Origin of the sequence: Streptomyces sp. MAR4 CNX-425 (genome assembly GCF_048656465.1) — a bacterium.
Classification (GTDB): Bacteria; Actinomycetota; Actinomycetes; order Streptomycetales; family Streptomycetaceae; genus Streptomyces.
Genome location: NZ_JBMDLF010000003.1, coordinates 563,879 through 583,697 on the forward strand (window position 1 = coordinate 563,879; position 19,819 = coordinate 583,697).

Sequence of the window (19,819 nt, forward strand, 5' to 3'; positions counted from 1 at the left end):
TGTGGATGGCGGCCATATCTGCCGCGGTCGGTGCGGGGGTAATGATGAGCGGCGGTCTAGCTCATCAAGCCGGTTCCGCGTTGAGCGCGGCGCGACAGAGGCAGAAGATTCCACATCTCTGCACTGATGGAGATTGGCTTGAATTACTGGCACGCGAATCCCTCAGAAACTTACACCTCGGAACCCAGTTGGGCCTACCGCATCGATCACTTCGAGCAGACCGCACCCGGGAAGCAGGTATGGGGAGCCGCTGTCATTCTCGGGCTTCTGGTCTGCGGGCTGTTCGCCCTCCTCATGCTGATGGGGCTCACCATCGAGGATTGGCGAGCTTACGCGGTTGCCGGACCACTGACTGCTCTGGCCTACTTCATCCTCCGGCGCCTTCACCACTTCGGGCATAGCGGGTTTGCGCTGCTGCTTTTCTTGTTCACCGTTCTTGCGATGGGGCTCCTCTGTGTCACCAGTAGTGACGCCATCCTTCTGTATCGCAGGGGGGTCGAGACCGAGACGATCGTCACCCGGGTGGAGAACCGTGCCCGAGCTCCTCTGGCCTGCCATTTGGAGAGGCCCGATGGCGCCCCAGTCCTCGGGACCATCAGCTGCGGGCAGCTCCGAGTGGGGGACAGGGTCACCGTGACAATCGACCCCATCGGCCGTGTCGGACCCATGCGCGGCAGTGTCAGCCCGGCGCCGGATTACACGGCGTTTTCAGCTGGCAGCGGGCTCATCATGCTCTCGGTTCTCCTCGGCACCGCCTCCGGTATCCGCAAGCGTGGAACCATCCGACGCTGGTGGCCGCCTGCCGAACCCCCACGCAACTACGGGCAACCCTCGTCCCCGTTTCCGCCGCCGCCACCGCCCGTCCTCCGGCCGCGGGAGCCGGAAGGCTGACGTGTACGGGCGAGGACCGTTGGCTTGTTGGGGAAGCGTGGTCGGCGGCATACGTCGTACGGAACTCAGCCCGGGGAAGGGCCCTATCCAGGACGGCACCAACGCAAATCACCCACCAGGGTCGAGCTTCGCCCGGTGGCGCGCACGCGCGGGCCGATCGGTGCCGTATCAGGCCCCGGAGGGTGCTCGGTGTGCACGTGGCGGTGACGAACCCGGGGTAACCCACCCCAAAATCAGCCCAAACCGGCCATGAGGTCCGAGTTTCGCCCGCCTGCGTGCACGCGGCGGCGCCTCCTGGCCGCGCCGGGGCGCGTAGGGCGCCCGGAGGGCGGTGCGATCGGGCGCCGCAGGGCGGGGAGCGGCCCCCGGGCAGCGGTGCGGGCGGGATACGAGAGCCGAACGCCGCTCGGTCCGTCCTTATCGCCAGCCGAGCCCGGAGGCGAGCCGTCGTGGATAGCCGGGCAGTGAGGTCCCGGGGGCAATGCTCCACCCCCCGTTACCGCGGTCTCTTACGCACGGCCGCTCACCCCGACGCTGCCCCAACCGCCCCGGCACCGGGCCACCCGCCGGGGCCGGCACCCCCGGCGCAGGCCCCCCGTCACCGCGTCCCACGCACGGCCGCCCACCCCGGCGCCACCCCGTGCACCCCGACACCGGGCGGCGCCCACCGCTCCCGGCCACCCTGGCGCGGGCACCGTCGCCGCCTCACATGCACGGCCGCCGACACCGCCGCCCGCCCCCGGCACCGGACCACCACCCGCCGCCGGCCACCCCGGCGCCGCGGACCGGCTGACGTTCGGCAAGCGCGTACGGGGCGACCTCTCCCGGCAGCCCGCCCGGTAGGACCACGGCCCGGCCGCCCGTCCGATTCCGCCGGAGAATTCGACTGGCCGTGGCCGGCCCTCGATGGAATTCCATGTGCCTCAAGAGGAAATGCCGGGCTGAAAATCGACGCTGGTGCGGCCACATACCCGCTCGATAGCGTCAGATCACAAGCATCTTCCCTTCACCACCCGGAGTTGACTGTGACTGGCCGCCCTTTATCCGCAGCCACAGCGACCGCTGCCGACGCCAAGCCCACCCCCCACTGCGGGAAACGCGCCCAATCCCGGACCGCGCTCCGGAGCCGGACGTCCACCGGCGCCCTGGCGATCGCGGCGCTCCTGCTGCTCGCCTCCTGCGGCGGCAGCGACGACGGCGGTGACGACGGTGACAAGATCGCCGGAGCGAAGCCGTCGTCGACGCCCTCCGAGTCGCCGACCGAAACGGAAGAGTCAGGCCGACCGGAGATCAAGCTGCCGGACGGCTCGAAGAACGTCTTCGAGGCTTGGGAGGTCGGAGACCCGAAGAAGAACGCTGTGCTTGCGGACAGTGCCGAATCCATCAACTCCGTTGACGACGCCATCTTCCAGGGCAAGGCGCAAACTGAAGCATTGGCGTTCTATAACAGCGGTACAGCTCTCCAGGACTCGATCGACTACATCAAGCGGTGGGTCGGCGAGGACGACACGTGGATCGGCAGCACACGCTACTTTGACCATGAAGTCAGCTTTCTTGACGACGGCTCGGCAGTGGTCATCTACTGCATTGATCAGAGCAAGGCGTTCATCAAGGATGGAAAGACGGAAGAGGTCGACAGGTCGCCCGCCTCGAAAGATTCGTACGCCTTGACCAATACCCGACTCGTCGAGAACGAGGAGGGCGTGTGGCAAACCGTCGAGATCGAGGCGAAGAGGGGGGCATCTGAATGCCACCCGTGACGACACCTCCGGGTGGCGGCGTTGGTCTCTTGGTGACCGAATACTTCCTGGACCCGACCCAAGTCCTTCCGCTGGCGGCGGTCGTCGCGACAACCGGTGGAAAGTCCCGCTCCACGGACGGTGAGTCGAACCCATGGCCTCAGAAGTGTACGGTGTGGAACCCGAGAGACCCGGCCCTATCGAGCACTTCGAGCAGACTGCCTCCACAAGCCAGGTGCTGTGGGCAGCCGTGGTGCTCGGGCTAGTCATCTGTGGCCTCTTTGCGTTACTGATCTTCGGTGGAGTAACCAAAGAGGACTGGCAAGCATACGCGATCGGAGCCCCCCTGCTTGCGCTTCTGATCTTCGCAGGGCGGCGGCAGTACCGCTTCGCTCGAAGTCCCTTCACCATCCTACTTCTGGCGCTCTCTGCCGTTTCCTTGCTATTCATCTTCATGGGGGCCAGTGACGAGATCGTGCTGAACAAGCGGGGATACCGGACTGATGCCGTCGTGACAGAGGTGGAAAAACATGCCCGTCGCTTTCCCACGTGCAAGCTGGCGGAGCCGGACGGCGATCCCATCCATGGCTCCGTTCCCTGTGGTGACCGCAACGTAGGGGACCGCCTCACCGTCACCGCCGATCCCTTGGGGAAGGTTGACCCCGCAGAGGGGTCGACGGACTGGAAACGAGTATCCGTGGGTTTCGCAGTCTGCATTTACCTCATTATGTTCTCCACCGTTCTCGGCGCTGCGCAGGGCATCCACAGGCGTGGAACCATCCGGCGCTGGTCGCCGCCTGCCGCACCCCCGCGCAACTACGGGAGACCGTCCTTCCCGTTTCCGCCACCGCCCCCTGAAGGCTGATGCCTACGAGGCGGGGACCGGTTCGCCCGTTGGGAAGCTTTTGGCAGGACAGCAGAGGCGTGAGCTGCCATCGTGTGCATGATGCGGTGCGGGCCGATCATGCGGTCGGTCCGCCCGACCGCTCCGGCCACCGCGGGCTGATGCCGGTCAGCCGACGGGCCGCAGGCGCCGGTGGGTGATCAGGCAGCAGGCGCGTTTGAGAAACGCGTCGCAGAGTGGTCGGCTCGCTTCCAAGGTGGTGTCCCACCGAGTGGTGTAGGTTCGTTCGACTCGCTGTGCCCCACGGACACCAAGCTGCCGGTCCGCGCGCCGAGTTCGTTCGAATTGGCCAGCGTCTCTACACCACTCGACGGGGCACCATCGCTTCCAAGGCGTCAGAGCGATTTCATCGGCGGAAGGTTCTTTCAGCAGTCCCCCCGTGCGACACGTACGGCCGCCCGCCGGATCGGGCAGCCTCGTGGGCGCGCGCCAGGTCGACCGGCTCCACCGGGGCGTCCGCGGCGGTCTCGGCCACCGCCTGAGTCCACCGCTCGGCCTCCGATGCGCCGGGGCGGCGCGTCTCCGCGCCGCGCACGGCCCGCCCGTGGCGTGGGCCGGCCGTGCGGGGGCCGGGTGGCAGCGCGGGGTGCGGCGTTACGTGGTGCCCGTGGGGGTCTTGTCCGCCAGCATCGCCTCCATCTGCGCGATCTGGGTCTTCTGGGTGGTCAGCATGTCCGTGGCCCACTGGCGCAGGGTCTCGTCGCTGCCGTTGATGATGACGTCCCGCAGCATGCGGACGGCGCCCTGGTGGTGCTCGATCATCAGTGTCAGGTACTGCACGTCGAACGCCGTTCCCGAGGATGCGCCGAGCGTGTCGATCTCCGCCGGGGTTGCCATGCCCATCCGTTCGAGCATTTCCGGGTTCTGCAGCAGGCGCTGGTACGCCTGCTCGGCGTCGGTCACCGTGAGGTCGTGCCATCCCTGCCAGGACTGCATCATGTAGATCTCAAGGTCCTGCTCGACGTCGATCCGTTCGGCGAGCGCGAGCACGGCGTCGTCGGTGGACCGGGTCGGGGCCAGTCGGCTCATGACGAGCGCCTGGTAGTGGTGCGGGATCATCATGGTGACGAACTGGGCGTCGGCTTCGTTCGCCGCGGCCTGTGCCGCGGCCGCGGGTGCCCGGGCGCTGTCCGCCGCCGCGGGTGTCGTCCCTTCGGCGTGGGCGGCCCCGGTCGCGAGGGCGGCCAGGCAGACGGCGGACAGCAGCGTGCCCGTGGCTCTCCGGTGCTTCACGGTGTGCCGTTCCCTTCCGCCCCGCCACGCGGTGGGTTCGTGGCCGCGCGCGTGGCGGGCTGCGTCAGTGGGTGGAACGGGCCCCGCCGGGCGCACCGGCGGGGCCCGTGGGAAGGGTCAGTCCTTGGTGATGCTGTACTGGGTCTGCGCGTTCAGGTAGTCCAGCCTGATCTTGTTGGCCTTGCCGAATCCGCGTCCCTTGACGCGGAGGACGTCGAGGCCCTTGGTCATGTCGCTGGAGTAGACGAAGCCGTTGTACCAGTACGCGGACCAGGAGCCGCCGCCCGTCAGCTGGTCCTCCGAGATCGGGCCGCGCTCGAAGTAGCCGATCTCGGCCGGGTTGTCCGGGTCCGTGAAGTCGACGATCGAGACGCCGCCCTGGTACCAGGACTGCACGAAGATGTCGCGGTCCTTGACCGGGATCAGGGAGCCGTTGTGGGCGACGCAGTTCTCGGTGTCGGCCTGGTGCCGCGGGATCTTGAAGTAGCTACGGAACTTCAGTTTCCGGTTGTCGCCGACGCCGGTGATGTCGAAGATGGAGTCGGCGCCGCGCTCCGGCCCGATCCGCTCGTTGCAGGTGGGTGCGCCGCCGCCGCCCAGTTCGTCGGTGAAGATGACGCGGCTGGCGTCGTTGTTGAACGTCGCCGAGTGCCAGAAGGCGAAGTTGGGGTCGGAGACGGTGGTGATGACCTTCGGGGCCACCGGGTCGGAGATGTTCATCAGGACGCCCTGGCCCATGCAGGCGCCCGCGGCGAGGTCCTTCTGGGGGAAGACGGTGATGTCGTGGCAGCCCGCGGTGCCGGGGGCGCCGCCGTCGGGGAAGAGGACCGGCTCGGCGACCACGGAGGCGGACTCGGGGTCGTCCAGCGGGACTTCCACGACCGAGATCGAGTCGTGCGGGGGCTGGCAGTTCGGGAACGCCTCGTCCGGGCCGTAGGAGGAGACGTAGAGGTGGGCCTTGTCCTTGCCGGGCACCAGGGTGTGCGTGTGGGAACCGCACTTGGTCTGGATCGACTTGACGTACTCCGGCTCGGTCACGTCGCTGATGTCGAAGATCCGGATGCCTTCCCAGGCGTCCGGGTCGGCCGGTGAGGTGGAGTCGGAGGCGCAGGAGTCGTCGGTCCGTGCCGAGTCGACGGAGAAGAAGAGCAGCTTTCCGTCTTCGGAGACGGTGGGGTCGCCCTGCCCGCCGGGGCACGAGAACTGGGAGATGATCCTCGGGCGCCGGGGCTTCGTGACGTCGTAGATGGTGAAGCCGCCGTAGCTGCCCTGGATGGCGTAGTCGCCCCAGAACGCGAGGTCGCTGTGGGTGGCGTTGACCAGCGGGCCCTGCCTGGGGATGTGCGCGACCGGTTTGACGTTCTTGCTGTGCGATATCTCGTTCTCGCCCAGGTCGGTCTGGGCGGTGGCCGGGCCTGCCAGCCCGACCGACGTGATCACTAAGGCGCCGGCGACCACGGCCGCCTGGAGCGCGCGGCGGGTTCTGCGGCCGACTGCGGAGATGTGCATACGAGCCCTCCCCTTGCGTACGGCAGTCCAGATCACCGCAATATAGATCCATGTAATGAACAGATCAATGCCATGCACCTGTCGGGCGTCGGGGGCGGGCCCTGCCCCGCGGCCTGCGGCCCGCCGGCTACGGGACGGGCCCCTCCCCCGCCGCCCGGGCCTCCTCGCGCCGCTTCACGTAGTCCCACCAGCGCTGCTCCAGCCGGCCGTTCTCGTCCCGCAGGAACGCGAAGAACTCCGCCGTCTCCTCGACCCGCCGGCCCGCCGGCGTCTCCGGCCCCAGCACGGCGATGCCCGCCTGGAGCGTCTGCTCGAAGTGCCTGATGCTCTGCTCCCGCTGCGCGAAGATCTGGTACCAGCGGTCGCCCTCCACCCGGTACCGCTCGCGCCGCGAGCCCGGCTCGCGCTCGCGGGTGATGAGGCCGACCTGCCCCAGGTAGCGCACCGCGCCCGAGACCGCCGCCGGGCTGACGTGCAGCCGCTCGCCCACCTCCGCGGCGGTGAGCGCGCCGGCGTCGTCCGCCAGGATGCACGCGAAGACCCGCGAGGCCATCCGCTGCATGCCCATCTCGGTCAGCTCGCCGGCCACCCGTTCGACGTACCGCGCGACCGCCTGCCGGTCGCGCCCGGGACGCCCGTCCCCGACCACGTCCCTGTCCCCGTCCCCGTTTCCGTCCCCGTACGTGTCCTCGCGGCCCACGCGCGCATCGCCTCCGGCGCGCCCGGCGCGTCTTTCACGCTCCGCGCCCGCCTCGCGCTCCTCGCGCCCGTCACGCTTCTGATCTGCCACTTCTCTACGTTCTCCCCGTCGGATCCCCGCCGTGTTCGATACTAACGGTTTCTTAACTTCACAAGTTTGTGAAGATTCGGGTAGCTTCATTCTATGACCAAGGCAATCACCGTCTCCGGCCTCACCAAGACATTCGGCCGGACCCGTGCGCTCGACGGCCTCGACCTCGACGTGGAGACGGGCGAGGTGCACGGCTTCCTCGGCCCGAACGGGGCGGGCAAATCCACCACCATCCGCGTGCTGCTCGGCCTGCTGCGCGCCGACACGGGCACCGCCCAGGTGCTCGGCGGCGACCCGTGGACCGACGCCGTCACCCTCCACCGCCGACTGGCCTACGTGCCGGGGGACGTCGAGCTGTGGCCCAACCTCACCGGCGGTGAGGCTATCGACCTGCTCGCGCGGCTGCGCGGCGGCATCGACCAGAAACGGCGCGACGACCTCATCGAACGCTTCGACCTGGACCCGACCAAGAAGGGCCGGAGCTACTCCAAGGGCAACCGGCAGAAGGTCGCCATCGTCGCCGCCCTCGCCTCCGACGCCGAGCTGCTCCTCCTCGACGAGCCCACCGCGGGCCTCGACCCCCTCATGGAGGTCATCTTCCAGGACGTCATCACCCAGGCGAAGGCCGACGGCAAGACCGTCCTGCTCTCCAGCCACATCCTGGCCCAGGTGGAGAAGCTCGCCGACCAGGTCAGCATCATCCGGCTGGGCAAGGTCGTGCAGTCCGGCACCCTCAGCGAGATGCGCCACCTGACCCGTACGACCATCGAGGCCGAGACCGAGCGGGCCCCCACCGGCATCGACGAGCTGCCGGGCATCCACCAGCTGCGTACCGACGACGGCCGGGTCCGCTTCGCCGTGGACGGCGAGCACCTGGACGCCGCCGTGCGCCGCCTCGGCGACTTCGGCATCCGCAGCCTGGTCAGCCATCCGCCCACGCTGGAGGAGCTGATGCTCCGCCACTACGGCGACGAGCTGGAGCACAACGGCCACCACTCGGAGGCGGGAGCGGCCTGATGTCTGCCACCTCCGCTACGGACACGAAGACCCGCGCCCCCGCGCCCCCGCGCGCCCCGGAGAGCGGGAGCGCGCTGGCCGGCACCCGGACGCTGTTCCGGTTCGCGCTGCGCCGGGACCGCGTGCGGCTGCCCGTCTGGGTGTTCGCGCTGTTCCTCGGGACCGTCTCCAGCGTCAACAGCTTCGACACCTCCTACCCCGAGCCCAAGGACCGGGCGGACATCGCCGAGACCATCGACAGCCCGGCCGGCCTGGCCATGACCGGGCCCGAGCACTACCTCGACGACTACAACATCGGCTCGATGACCGGCCACCAGATGCTCGCCTTCACGGCGGTGCTGGCCGGCATCATGAGCGTGCTGATCATCTCCCGGCACACCCGGACCGAGGAGGAGACGAACCGCGCCGAGCTGGTCCGCTCCGCCGTCGTCGGCCGGCACGCCTACCTGACCGCCGCGCTCGCCGTCGCCGGCGTCGCCAACCTGGCGCTCGGGCTGCTCCTGGCCGCCGGCCTGAGCGGCATGGGCGTCGACGGCATCGACGGCCAGGGCGCCCTGCTCTACGGGCTCGCGCACACCGCCATCGGCATGCTCTTCGCCGCCGTCGCCGCGGTCACCGTGCAGGTCACCGCGTACGCCCGCGGCGCGTCCGGCATGGCGATGGCGGTCATCGGCGCGGCGTACGCGCTGCGCGCCGCCGGCGACGTCGGCAGCGACTGGGTGTCGTGGCTCTCGCCGATCGGCTGGATCCAGCGCACGTACGTGTTCGTCGACAACCGCTGGTGGCCGCTGCTGCTCGTGGTCGTCGCGGCCGCGGGCACCGCCGCCGCCGGCTACGTCCTCAGCACCCGCCGGGACGTCGGCGCCGGACTCAAGGCCGCCCGCCTCGGCAGCCCCACCGGCTCCGAGGGCCTCACCAACCCGCTCGGCTTCGCGCTGCGCCTGCACCGCGGGCTGCTCACCGGCTTCGGCGCCGGCGCGCTGCTGCTCGGCGTGATGTACGGGTCGATCCTCGGCGACGCCGAGGAGATGATCGAGGGCATCGACGAGCTGGAGGAGCAGCTGGCCGAGGTCGGCGGCGCCAACGTGGCGGAGTCGTTCGCCTCGGTGGTGATGATCGTCATCGCCGTGGTCGCCGCGATCTACGTCGTGATGGCCGCCCTGCGCCCCCGCGCGGAGGAATCCGCGGGCCGCGCCGAGCCGCTGCTCGCGACCGCGCTGTCGCGCAGCCGCTGGGTCCTCAGCCACACGATCGTCGGCGCGCTCGGCGGTACGGCCATGATGCTGCTCGCCGGCATCGGCTTCGGCGCCGCGGGCGCCGCCTCCACGGGCGACGGCGAGCTGTTCTTCAAGCTCGTCGGCGCGGCCCTGGCCTACTCGCCGGCCCTGTGGGTCGCCATGGGCCTGGCGGTCGCGCTCTTCGGGTGGATCCCGCGGGCCGTGGCGGTGGCCTGGGTGGTGCCGGTGTACGGCTTCGTCGTCGGCTACCTCGGCGAGATCCTCAAGTTCCCGGACGTCCTCAACGACCTGTCCCCCTTCGGGCACGTGCCGCAGCTCCCGGCGAAGGACATGTCGTGGACGCCGATGCTGGCGCTGACCGCGATCGCGGTGGGGCTGGTGTGGCTGGGCCTCGCGGGGTTCCGCCGGCGGGACCTGGAGACCAAGTAGCGGACCGGCCGGAACACGGACGAGGGGGCGGGCGCCCCGCCGGGGAGGCGGGGGGCCCGCCCCCGACGCGTGCGGTGCCGCCGGCCGCTCACGCGTCCCGGTCCGCGGGAAGCCGTCACGCCGTGATCACCGGGGCGGGGGCGGGAGCAGGAAGTTCTCGCCCGTACGGCCCGCCAGGTGGTCGCGTACGTTGCGGAGGGTCGCGTCGACGATCTGGCCCACCGCGTCGGCGGTGAAGTACGCCTGGTGGGAGGTGACCAGGACGTTGCCGAAGGTCATCAGCCGGGCCAGCCGGTCGTCCGTCATCACCTCCAGCGACCGGTCGTGGTGGAACAGCCCGGCCTCCTCCTCGTACACGTCCAGGCCCACCCCCGCCAGGCGGCCGGCGCGGAGTGTCTCGACGAGGGCGTCGGTGTCGACGAGGCCGCCGCGGCTGGAGTTGACGAGGATCGCGTCGTCCTTCATGGCCGCCAGCGCCGCCGCGTCCACCGTGTGATGCGTCTCGGGCAGCAGCGGCACGTGCAGGCTGACCAGGTCGGACTCGGCGAACAGCCGATCCGTGCCGACGTAGGTCATGCCCAGCGCCAGGCACTCCGGGTTCTCCGCGACGTCGCTGCCGAGCAGCCGCATGCCGAAGCCGTGGGCGATCCGGGCGAAGGCCGCGCCGATCTTGCCGGTGCCGAGGACTCCGGCCGTACGGCCGTGGAAGTCGCGGCCCATCAGCCCGTCGAGACGGAAGTCGAACTCGCGGGAGCGGGTGGCGGCGCGGACCAGGCGGCGGTTGACGGCGAGCGCCAGGGCCCAGGCGAACTCCGCGACGGAGTGCGGGGAGTAGTGGGAGACGCGGGCCACGGAGAGGCCGGCGTCCCGGGCGGCGTCGAGGTCGATGTTGTTGTAGCCGGTGGAGCGCTGGGCGACGAACCGGGTGCCGCCGGCCGCGAGGCGGTGCAGGACGTCGCCGTCCAGCTCGTCGTTGACGCCGGTGAGGACGATCCCGTAGCCGGCGGCGGTGGGCACGGTGTCGCGGTTGAGGAACAGGTCGAGGCAGCGCAGCGGGTGCGCGTCGCCGAACTCCGCCGCGAAGGCGGGTTCGATCACCGGGCGCTCGTCGGCCGGCACGCCGTACGCGACGATCTCCATTCCCGTGCCTCCTCCGGCCCTCCGGCGCGTAGCCCCCTGTCCCCATGTTCGGCCCCGGCGGCCCCGGCTGCCTCCCGGCCTACGCCGAACGCACCGCCCGGACCGCCCGCTCCCGGCCGAGGAGCGGCCCGGCCGACGGGCTCCTTGCGCGGCGGTGACGGTTCAGCCCGCCCGGAGCCGCCGCAGGCGCCCGGTGGCCTCGCGCAGGACGTCCTCGCGTTTGCAGAAGGCGAAGCGCACGTGGCTGCGCGCCGGGCCGGGGTCGTCGTAGAAGACCGACGTCGGGACGGCGACGACGCCGATTCGTTCCGGCAGGGACAGGCAGAACGCGACGCCGTCCTTCTCGCCGAGCGGGGTGATGTCGGTGGTGATGAAGTAGGTGCCGGACGGGCGGAAGACCTGGAAGCCCGCTTCCGCGAGGCCGTCGGACAGCAGGTCCCGCTTCGCCTTCAGGTCGTCGCGCAGCGCGGCGTAGTAGCTGTCGGGGAGTGCGAGCGCTTCGGCCACCGCGTACTGGAAGGGGCCGGCGCTGACGTACGTGAGGTACTGCTTGGCCGTGCGCACGGCCGCGAGCAGGGGTGGCGGCGCCACGACCCAGCCCACCTTCCAGCCGGTGAACGAGAAGGTCTTGCCCGCGGACGAGATGGACACCGTGCGCTCGCGCATGCCGGGCAGGGAGGCGATCGGCAGGTGTTCGCCGTCGAAGACCAGGTGTTCGTAGACCTCGTCGGTGACGACGAGGAGGTCGCGTTCGACGGCGAGTTCGGCGATGGCGGTCAGCTCGGCGCGGGTGAGGACGGTGCCGGTGGGGTTGTGGGGGGTGTTCAGGAGCAGCAGCCGGGTGCGGGGGGTGACGGCGGCGCGCAGGGCGTCGAGGTCGGGGCGGAAGTCGGGGGCGCGGAGGGTGACCGGGACGCGCTGGGCGCCGGCCATGGCGATGGTGGCGGCGTACGAGTCGTAGTACGGCTCCAGGGCGACGACTTCGTCGCCGGGTTCCAGCAGGGCGAGCATCGCGGCGGCGATCGCCTCGGTGGCGCCCGCGGTGACGAGGATCTCGGAGTCGGGGTCGAACGTCAGCCCGTAGAACCGCCGCTGGTGCTCCGCGACGGCGTGGCGGAGCTCGGGGATGCCGGGGCCGGGCGGGTACTGGTTGCCGTGGCCGTCGCGGACGGCGCGGGCCGCGGCGTCGGCGATCTCGGCGGGGCCGTCGGTGTCGGGGAAGCCCTGTCCGAGGTTGAGGGCGCCGGTACGCGCCGCGAGGGCGGACATCTCCGCGAAGATGGTCGTGCCGTGGCCCTCCAGCCTACGGTTCAGCAGCGGCCGTGCACGCATCGTGGCTCCTCGTCTCGGGTCCGGTGACCATCCTCATGATGAGGGTTGAGGAGCACTCGCGCCGGGAACATCCGGTGGTACACCGGACCTCCGCGGGGGCGGGGGAGATTGGGAGGTTCCGATGGGATTCCTCATTTTTGCCGTGGTCGCGATCGGGTTAGTCGTGGGTCTGTCCGCCGCCGCGAGCAGGCGCAGCACCCACCGCCGCTCGATGTACGGCGGGACGAGCCGCTGGGGCGGCCTGGGCGGCGACAGCGGCGGGACGGACGCGGTCGGCTGGAACGGTGACTTCGGCGGCGGCGGCAGCGGCGGCGACGGAGGGGGCAGCGGCGGCGGCGGTGGCGACGGGGGCGGGGGCGGCGGCGGCTTCTAGTCGGCGGAAAAGAACAACTGACCAGTCTCGCGCCCGTACGACGGAACCCGGTGAAGAAGGGTAAAAACGCTGTCGGCGGGCGGCACTTCGTGATTCCGTATTTCCCGGGCGCATTCCCCAGTTGCCGGGTGTGCACGCGTACGTCCCGGCCTGCGCCCGTACCGTGGTCCCGCCATGCGGCGGGCGGCCCGATGTCTTTCCACCCTGCCTGCGGAGCCGACCCATGCTCACCACTCTCACCACCTCGTACACGGACACCCGGGCCCAGGACCTCGCGTGGCGGCTCGGGCTGGACCCCATGCCGGCGCTCGCGCTGCTCGACCTGCGCCTCGGCTCCGCCGACGTGCAGCTGCGGCTGCTCGGGGCCTCGCACCAAGTGCTGCTGCGGGACGGCGACTCGGCCTGTTCCGAGACCGTCGCCTGCCTGCCCGGCAGCACCACCCCGCTCCCCCTCGGCGTGGCCAAGCAGGTCGCCGGGTGGGAGTACGAGTTCGCCGCGCGGGTCGAGACGCTCTCCCGCGGCGCCTTCGAGTCCCGCGCGCAGGAGCTGCTGGCGCTGGTCGCCGACCATCCGCGCGGGCTCGCCGGGACCTTCCCGGGCAGCCCGTACGCGTTCACGGCGCTGCTGGTGCACCGCCAGGACGACGTCGTCGGCTGGCGCACCTGGCACTCGTACCCCCAGGAGGGGCGCCTGGTGGCGACCCGGACGACGATGGCCGCGCGGGTCGCGGAGCCGGTCTAGCGGCGTTCCGCGGGCGCCGCCGGACCTTCAGCTTAGGGCAATTTGCCTATGCCTAGGGCATATTGCACACGTGTGGGTGACAATGGGCGGCACCAGCGCAAACGTATCGTTCCTCCGTGATCGAACCGTACGAGCAGACGACGCGCGCCCCCGGCCGCGCCCCCGCGCTGCCGGGCGCGCCGCCGCCCGCCCTCCCGGTGCGGCCCGCCACCGGGCGGTTCCTCGTGCTCGCCACGGTCTTCGTCTGCGCCGCCTGCGGGCTGGTGTACGAGCTGGAGCTGGTCGCCCTCGGCTCGTATCTCATCGGCGACTCCGTCACCCAGGCGTCCGTCGTGCTGTCCGTCATGGTCTTCGCGATGGGCGTCGGATCGCTCCTGGCCAAGCGGCTGCGCATCCGCGCCGCGGTCGCCTTCGGCGCGGTCGAGGCGGTGCTCGCGCTGCTCGGCGGGCTGTCGGCGATGGCGCTGCACGCCTGCTTCGCGTGGTTCGGCCAGCCGCGGTTCATGCTCGTGGGGTACGCGCTGGCGATCGGCGTCCTCATCGGCGCCGAGGTGCCGCTGCTGATGACGCTGATCCAGCGCGTCCGGCGGCAGGACGCGGGCGGCGCGGTGGCCGACCTCTTCGCCGCCGACTACGTGGGGGCGCTGGCCGGCGGGCTCGCCTTCCCGTTCGTCCTGCTGCCCTGGCTCGGGCAGCTCTCCAGCTCGCTCGTCACGGGGGCGGTCAACGCCACGGCGGGGTGCGCGCTGGTGCTCTACCTCTTCCGGTACGACCTGAGCCGGCGCGCGCGCTGGGCGCTCTGCGCGGCGAACGCGACCGTCCTGGCGCTGCTCGCGCTGGCCGCGCTGCTGTCCGCCCCCTTCGAGAGCGCGGCGCGCCACGCGGTGTACGGCGCGGGGGTGCGCTTCGCGCAGCGGACGGACGTCCAGGACATCGTCCTCACGGCGGACCGGGACGGCTCCGTGGCGCTGTATCTGGACGGGCAGCTGCGGGTCGACTCCGCGGACGAGCGGCGGTACCACGAGGCGCTGACCCGGCCGGCGCTGGCCGCGCCGGACTCCCGGCGGCGGGTCCTCGTCCTCGGCGGCGGCGACGGCCTGGCGGCGCGCGAGGCGCTGCGGCACGCGGACGTCGCGGAGGTGACGGTGGTCGAGCTGGACCCGGGCCTGAGCCGGCTGGCCGCCGAGGACCCCCGGCTGACCCGGCTCAACGAGCACGCGTACGGGGACCCGCGGCTGCGGGTCGTGCACGCGGAGGCGTTCGACTGGCTGCGGCGCGAGGCGCCGGACGGGCGGTACGACGTGATCGTCTCGGATCTGCCGGGCCCGGAGAACACGCGGAGCGCGAAGCTGTACTCGCAGGAGTTCTACGGGCTGGCGGAACGGGCGCTGGCGGACGGGGGGCGGCTGGCGGTGCACGCGGCGTCGTGGCCGGGGGACGGCCCCGGTGCGCCGGGCGGGGGTGCGGCGGACCGGCTGTGGACGGTCGCGGCGACCGTACGGGCCGCGGGGCTGACCCCGTCCGCGTACGAGGCGGGCGACGCGAAGGGCGACGACCGCTGGGGTTTCGTGCTCGCCGCCCGCCGGCCCTCCGCCCCGGCGCTGCCCCCGGGCGCCGCGCCGCTGACGCCGCCGCCGGACGCGGCGGAGCTGGCGCCGTCGACGCTGCTGCACCCGCGGTATCCGGGGTGAGACGGCGCGGCACGGGGGGGACTTTGCGCTGGTAGGAGGCCGTACGGCGCCTCCCGGCGGTGGGCGGGCGACCCGTTCCGCCACCCGCCGCAGAACCCTGTGCCGACCACGTTCCCCGTGGGTAGGCTCCGGTCCATGGAGCGAGAGGTCTACGTACCGCAGCCCGCAGAAACCGTTCGCCGCGCCCTGTCCGACGCCGAGCGGGTCGCCCGCAACGTCCCCGGCCTGGCGCTCGACGCCGGTGAGGAGGCGGCGGCGGCCGAGCCGGGCACGCTGCGCGGCCGGCTCCGGCTCCGCGTCGCCGGCTCCAGCATCACGTACCGCGGCACCCTGCGGGTGACCCCGCGGGGTGACTCCGTCGCCGTCGAGGCCGAGGGCGGGGAGTCGCGCGGGAGCGGTTCGGTGACGGTGTCGCTGACCCTCACGCCGCGCGCCGGGGCCGAGCCGGGGACGACGGCGCTGCTGTGCGCGGGCACGGTGTCGAGCACCGGGCGGCTGGCCGCCGTGGCGCCGGCGCAGGCGGGCGCGGCGGGCGTACGGCTGCTGGAGCGGTTCGCGGACGGCCTGGCGGCGGACCTGACGGCGGAGCCGCTGGCGGAGGCGGCGGACGAGCCGGTGAAGGGGCCGGTGGAGCTCGGCGAGCCGGCGGAGCCGCCCCGCCCCGACGTCGGCCCTGACGTCGGCCCCGACGTCGGACTCGGCGACGACAACGAGCGCGCCATCCCCGGCATCCCGGCCCCCGAGCAGTCCGGTGAGCAGTCCCCCGAGACCCCGCCCGCCAACGGCACGGGCACCGGTAAGGTCTTCGACGCCGAGGTGCCGCCGCCGTCGCTCGACCCGCTCGCCGACGAGGTCCTCGACGCCCTCGCCGACGAGGAGGAGAACGCGGACGAGCCGGTCGACGACCTGCTGGAGGAGCCGGAGGCCGCGCACGCCCGGCGCACGATGATCGGGCGCAGCGCGGAGGAGGTCGACCACGCCCCGCCGCGCGGCCGGTACGCCCCCACGCCGGCCGCGGACGCGCCCGTGCCCACGGCCGGACTCCGCTGGATGGCGCCGGCCGCGGCGCTGGCGGTGGCGACGGCGGTCATCGTCAGCCGCGCGCTGCGCCGCCGCCGCTGACCGCCTCCGGCGGGGGCGGTGGGCTCGCCGGGCGCCGGTGTGGACCGCCCCGTTCCGGCGACGCGGACCCCCTGGATCCGCCCCGTCCGGGAACCGCACCGCCTTCGCTCGGCGCGCCGCTGCCCGGCAGCGTGGGCGCCCACGCACCGCTCGCCGCGCGGACGCCCGCGCCCCGACCCCAGCCGCGGACGCCCGCCACGCGCCGTCGCGACGCCTCAGCCCGCACCCACGCCCGGGCCGCGCCCGGCTCCCGCACACGCCCACCACCCGGCCACACACGGGCTCCCGCTCCCGGTCCGCGCCCCACGCTCCACCCCGCCGACGCAGCCCCACCCCCGGCCCCACGCGGCGACCCGCGGGTCCTGCGCGCCGGTCCGTCCCCGCCCTCGTCTAGGCTCTGGACGTGCCCACACGTCTCACCGCCGGCGACGCCGAGTTGACGATGGACCCGCGCAACGGCTGCCGCGTCGCGAGCCTCCGCGTCGCCGGCACCGAACTGCTCCGGCCCGGCGACCGCTACGGCTGCTTCCCCATGGTCCCCTTCTGCGGCCGCCTGGAGCTCGGCGAGTTCCGCAACGGCGGCGTCAAACACCGCCTCCCCGCCGACGCCCCGCCGCACGCCATCCACGGCACCGGCCGCGACACCGCCTGGCGCACCCTGCGCGCGGACGACGCCGCCGCGGCGTTCGCGTACGACCTCGCCGACCCCTGGCCGTACCCGGGACGGGTGACGCAGCTGGTCGAGCTGGAGCCCGGCCAGGTGACGCTCACGCTCGCCGTGGAGACCGCCGGCGACTCCTTCCCCGCGCAGGCCGGCTGGCACCCCTGGTTCGTACGCCACCTCCCCGGAAGCGGCGACGACGGCGGCGTACGCCTCGGCTTCGACGCCGCCTGGCAGGAGGAGCGCGGCGCGGACCACCTCCCCACCGGCAAGCGCATCGACCCGCGGCCCGGCCCGTGGGACGACTGCTTCGGCATGCCCGACGGCGTCGAGGTGACCCTGACCTGGCCGGGTGCGCTGGAGCTGACCGTCAGCAGCCGCGCGGAGTGGGTCGTCGTCTACGACGAGCAGCCCGAGGCCGTCTGCGTCGAACCCCAGTCCGGCCCGCCGAACGGGCTCAACACCCACCCCCGCCTGGTCACCCCCATCGAGCCGCTGGAGGTGTCGACCACCTGGGCCTGGCGCGCCCTCGGCTGAGCGCCCCGGCTCCCCCGGGCCTCCGCGGGCCTCCGCGGGCCTCCCCCCGGCCTGTCCCGGCCGGCCCGGAACCGCTTAGGCTCGGCGCCATGAGCGACGCGCGTGCCGACCTGCTGGGTCAGATCAAGGACAAGGCCGTGGTGCACGGCAAGGTGACCCTCTCCTCCGGCATGGAGGCCGACTACTACCTCGACCTCCGCCGGATCACCCTCGACGGCACCGCCGCGCCGCTCGTCGGCCGGGTCATGCTCGACCTCGCCGCGGCCGCAGGCCTCACGTACGACGCGGTCGGCGGCCTCACCCTCGGCGCCGACCCCATCGCCGACGCCATGCTGCACGCCTCCGCCGCCGCGGGCGACCGCGCCCGCCCGCTCGACGCCTTCGTCGTGCGCAAGGCGAGCAAGACCCACGGCATGCAGCGGCGCATCGAGGGCCCGGACGTCGCGGGCCGCCGGGTGCTGGTCGTCGAGGACACCTCGACGACGGGTGGTTCGGCGCTGACCGCCGTGGAGGCGGTGCGGGAGGCGGGGGCGGAGGTGGTCGCGGTCGCCACGATCGTGGACCGCGACACGGGCGCGGCGGAGCGGGTGCGGGACACCGCCGGCGTGCCGTATCTGTACGCGTACGGCCTGTCCGACCTGGGCCTCGGCTGACGCGTACGGCAAGGTCCTGCCGGTTGGCGCAGGGTTGTCCACAGGGCGGGGAAGCGCGGGGCGACATCTGGGAGGATGGGGGGCACTCCAGGGGCGCCACGGCAACGGAGCCGGCCGCACTCGTACACGCACGCAGTCAGAGCGGTGCCTGCGGTGACCGCAGTGATTGCCTTCATCCAGACACCCGCACGTCTCCAAGGAGCGGACAGATGCCCATCGCAACCCCCGAGGTCTACAACGAGATGCTGGACCGGGCGAAGGCAGGCAAGTTCGCCTACCCGGCCATCAACGTCACCTCGTCGCAGACCCTGCACGCCGCGCTGCGCGGCTTCGCCGAGGCCGAGAGCGACGGGATCGTCCAGATCTCCACCGGCGGCGCCGAGTTCCTGGGCGGGCAGTACAGCAAGGACATGGTGACGGGCGCCGTCGCCCTCGCCGAGTACGCGGCCATCGTCGCCAAGAAGTACCCGGTCAACGTCGCCCTGCACACCGACCACTGCCCCAAGGACAAGCTCGACGGGTACGTGCGCCCGCTGCTCGCCGCCTCCGAGGAGCGCGTCGCCCGCGGGGAGAACCCGCTGTTCCAGTCGCACATGTGGGACGGCTCCGCCGAGACCCTCGCGGACAACCTGTCCATCGCGGCGGAGCTGCTGCCCCGCGCCGCCGCCGCGAAGATCATCCTTGAGGTCGAGATCACCCCGACCGGCGGCGAGGAGGACGGCGTCACCCACGAGATCAACGACGAGCTGTACACCACGGTCGACGACGCGCTGCGCACGGCCGAGGCGCTGGGCCTGGGCGAGCAGGGGCGGTACCTGCTCGCGGCCTCCTTCGGCAACGTGCACGGGGTCTACAAGCCGGGGAACGTCGTGCTCCGCCCCGAGCTGCTGAAGGACCTCCAGGAGGGCGTCGGCGCGAAGTACGGCAAGCAGAGCCCGTTCGACTTCGTCTTCCACGGCGGCTCCGGCTCCTCCGCGCAGGAGATCGCCACCGCCCTGGAGAACGGCGTGGTCAAGATGAACATCGACACGGACACGCAGTACGCCTTCACCCGCCCCGTCGCGGCGCACATGTTCCAGAACTACGACGGCGTGCTGAAGATCGACGGCGAGGTCGGCAACAAGAAGGCGTACGACCCGCGCGCCTGGGGCAAGCTCGCCGAGGCGTCGATGGCCGAGCGCGTGGTCACCGGCTGCGAGCACCTGCGGTCGACGGGCACCAAGCTGAAGTGACACCCCCGCGGACACGCCCCGCGGCGCCGGATCCGGGCCGGGGCCGGGGGGTGTCCGCAAGGTGATCGGCGCGTAAGGATTCCCCGAAACCACCCTCCGGTCCCTACGCGACGGTCACCGCCGGCCGCGGCCGTGGCAGGCTGGAACCCATGGCGATTCACGAGAACCTCCTCGGAGGACCACCCCCCACCCACCTGCCCGAGGACCCCGGGCCGCGCGACCTGCTCGCGAGCGGCGCCGCCCCGTCCGAGGTGGCGGCGAAGTTCCCGGCGTCCTCGCTGGCCTGGGCCCAGCTCGCGGACGACGCCTTCGAGGGCGGCCGCGCCGTCGAGTCGTACGCGTACGCGCGCACCGGCTACCACCGGGGGCTCGACGCGCTGCGCCGCAACGGCTGGAAGGGCCAGGGCCCGGTGCCGTGGGAGCACGAGCCGAACCGCGGCTTCCTGCGCGCCCTCGCCGCCCTCGCCCGCGCCGCGCAGGCCATCGGCGAGACCGAGGAGTACGAGCGCTGCAGCGCGTTCCTGCGCGACAGCTCCCCGACGGCCGCCGAAACCCTCTCCTGAGCCGTACCCCTCTCCACAGCGGC

At 72.2% G+C, this 19,819-nt stretch carries 18 protein-coding genes; 13 read left to right on the forward strand and 5 right to left on the reverse strand.

The genetic code is table 11. The features are described 5' to 3' along the window. The first annotated feature begins 126 nt into the window (after positions 1-126). From ACHZ99_RS12255 to ACHZ99_RS12265, 3 genes are all read left to right on the forward strand, one after another. On the forward strand, positions 127-891 hold the full coding sequence (locus tag ACHZ99_RS12255; RefSeq protein WP_420304499.1) for a hypothetical protein: 765 nt from the start codon (positions 127-129) through the stop codon (positions 889-891). Positions 892-1,916: 1,025 nt separating this feature from the next. After that, the gene (locus ACHZ99_RS12260) at positions 1,917-2,651 is read left to right on the forward strand and encodes a hypothetical protein (protein WP_420304699.1); all 735 of its coding nucleotides are present in this window, start codon (positions 1,917-1,919) and stop codon (positions 2,649-2,651) included. A gap of 133 nt (positions 2,652-2,784) precedes the next feature. Further along, positions 2,785-3,495 (forward strand): hypothetical protein, encoded by a 711-nt coding sequence (locus ACHZ99_RS12265; RefSeq protein WP_420304500.1) that lies wholly within the window; start codon positions 2,785-2,787, stop codon positions 3,493-3,495. A gap of 633 nt (positions 3,496-4,128) precedes the next feature. On the opposite strand, the gene ACHZ99_RS12270 is transcribed toward ACHZ99_RS12265, so the two are convergent. From ACHZ99_RS12270 to ACHZ99_RS12280, 3 genes are all read right to left on the reverse strand, one after another. Next, on the reverse strand, positions 4,129-4,767 hold the full coding sequence (locus ACHZ99_RS12270; protein ID WP_420304501.1) for a DUF305 domain-containing protein: 639 nt from the start codon (positions 4,765-4,767) through the stop codon (positions 4,129-4,131). Positions 4,768-4,884: 117 nt separating this feature from the next. Next, a complete protein-coding gene (locus ACHZ99_RS12275) occupies positions 4,885-6,276 on the reverse strand; it encodes an LVIVD repeat-containing protein (protein WP_420304502.1) in 1,392 nt (463 codons plus the stop codon). 127 nt (positions 6,277-6,403) lie between these two features. Beyond that, positions 6,404-6,925 carry a GbsR/MarR family transcriptional regulator gene (locus ACHZ99_RS12280; protein WP_420304700.1) on the reverse strand — a complete coding sequence of 174 codons (522 nt, stop codon included), beginning with the start codon at positions 6,923-6,925 and terminating at the stop codon, positions 6,404-6,406. Positions 6,926-7,159: 234 nt separating this feature from the next. On the opposite strand from ACHZ99_RS12280, the gene ACHZ99_RS12285 reads away from it, so the two are divergent. Further along, complete coding sequence (locus ACHZ99_RS12285; protein ID WP_420304503.1) at positions 7,160-8,083, forward strand: ATP-binding cassette domain-containing protein; 924 nt, start codon at positions 7,160-7,162, stop codon at positions 8,081-8,083. Next, positions 8,083-9,750, forward strand: coding sequence for an ABC transporter permease (locus ACHZ99_RS12290; RefSeq protein ID WP_420304504.1), 1,668 nt, complete (start codon positions 8,083-8,085; stop codon positions 9,748-9,750). Before ACHZ99_RS12285 ends, ACHZ99_RS12290 begins: the two co-directional genes overlap by 1 nt. Positions 9,751-9,876: 126 nt before the next feature. On the opposite strand, the gene ACHZ99_RS12295 is transcribed toward ACHZ99_RS12290, so the two are convergent. Beyond that, the gene (locus tag ACHZ99_RS12295) at positions 9,877-10,890 is read right to left on the reverse strand and encodes a 2-hydroxyacid dehydrogenase (protein ID WP_420304505.1); all 1,014 of its coding nucleotides are present in this window, start codon (positions 10,888-10,890) and stop codon (positions 9,877-9,879) included. Positions 10,891-11,052: 162 nt separating this feature from the next. Then, on the reverse strand, positions 11,053-12,222 hold the full coding sequence (locus ACHZ99_RS12300; RefSeq protein ID WP_420304506.1) for a pyridoxal phosphate-dependent aminotransferase: 1,170 nt from the start codon (positions 12,220-12,222) through the stop codon (positions 11,053-11,055). 121 nt (positions 12,223-12,343) lie between these two features. On the opposite strand from ACHZ99_RS12300, the gene ACHZ99_RS12305 reads away from it, so the two are divergent. From ACHZ99_RS12305 to ACHZ99_RS12340, 8 genes are all read left to right on the forward strand, one after another. Continuing rightward, positions 12,344-12,595: a hypothetical protein gene (locus tag ACHZ99_RS12305; protein WP_420304507.1), complete on the forward strand. Its 252-nt coding sequence runs from the start codon at positions 12,344-12,346 to the stop codon at positions 12,593-12,595. Positions 12,596-12,818: 223 nt separating this feature from the next. Then, positions 12,819-13,337 (forward strand): DUF2617 family protein, encoded by a 519-nt coding sequence (locus ACHZ99_RS12310; RefSeq protein WP_420304508.1) that lies wholly within the window; start codon positions 12,819-12,821, stop codon positions 13,335-13,337. A 116-nt stretch (positions 13,338-13,453) separates the two neighbouring features. Beyond that, complete coding sequence (locus tag ACHZ99_RS12315; protein ID WP_420304509.1) at positions 13,454-15,028, forward strand: polyamine aminopropyltransferase; 1,575 nt, start codon at positions 13,454-13,456, stop codon at positions 15,026-15,028. A gap of 135 nt (positions 15,029-15,163) precedes the next feature. Beyond that, positions 15,164-16,150: a hypothetical protein gene (locus tag ACHZ99_RS12320; RefSeq protein WP_420304510.1), complete on the forward strand. Its 987-nt coding sequence runs from the start codon at positions 15,164-15,166 to the stop codon at positions 16,148-16,150. Between the two features lie 442 nt (positions 16,151-16,592). After that, positions 16,593-17,348, forward strand: a complete 756-nt coding sequence (locus ACHZ99_RS12325) for an aldose 1-epimerase (protein WP_420304701.1) — start codon at positions 16,593-16,595, stop codon at positions 17,346-17,348. An 89-nt stretch (positions 17,349-17,437) separates the two neighbouring features. Beyond that, complete coding sequence (pyrE, locus tag ACHZ99_RS12330; protein ID WP_420304511.1) at positions 17,438-18,001, forward strand: orotate phosphoribosyltransferase; 564 nt, start codon at positions 17,438-17,440, stop codon at positions 17,999-18,001. 209 nt (positions 18,002-18,210) lie between these two features. Next, positions 18,211-19,233 carry a class II fructose-bisphosphate aldolase gene (gene fbaA / locus ACHZ99_RS12335; protein ID WP_420304512.1) on the forward strand — a complete coding sequence of 341 codons (1,023 nt, stop codon included), beginning with the start codon at positions 18,211-18,213 and terminating at the stop codon, positions 19,231-19,233. Positions 19,234-19,382: 149 nt separating this feature from the next. Then, entirely contained in the window at positions 19,383-19,796 is a 414-nt protein-coding gene (locus ACHZ99_RS12340) for a DUF3151 domain-containing protein (protein WP_420304513.1), read from the forward strand. Positions 19,797-19,819: the final 23 nt, after the last annotated feature.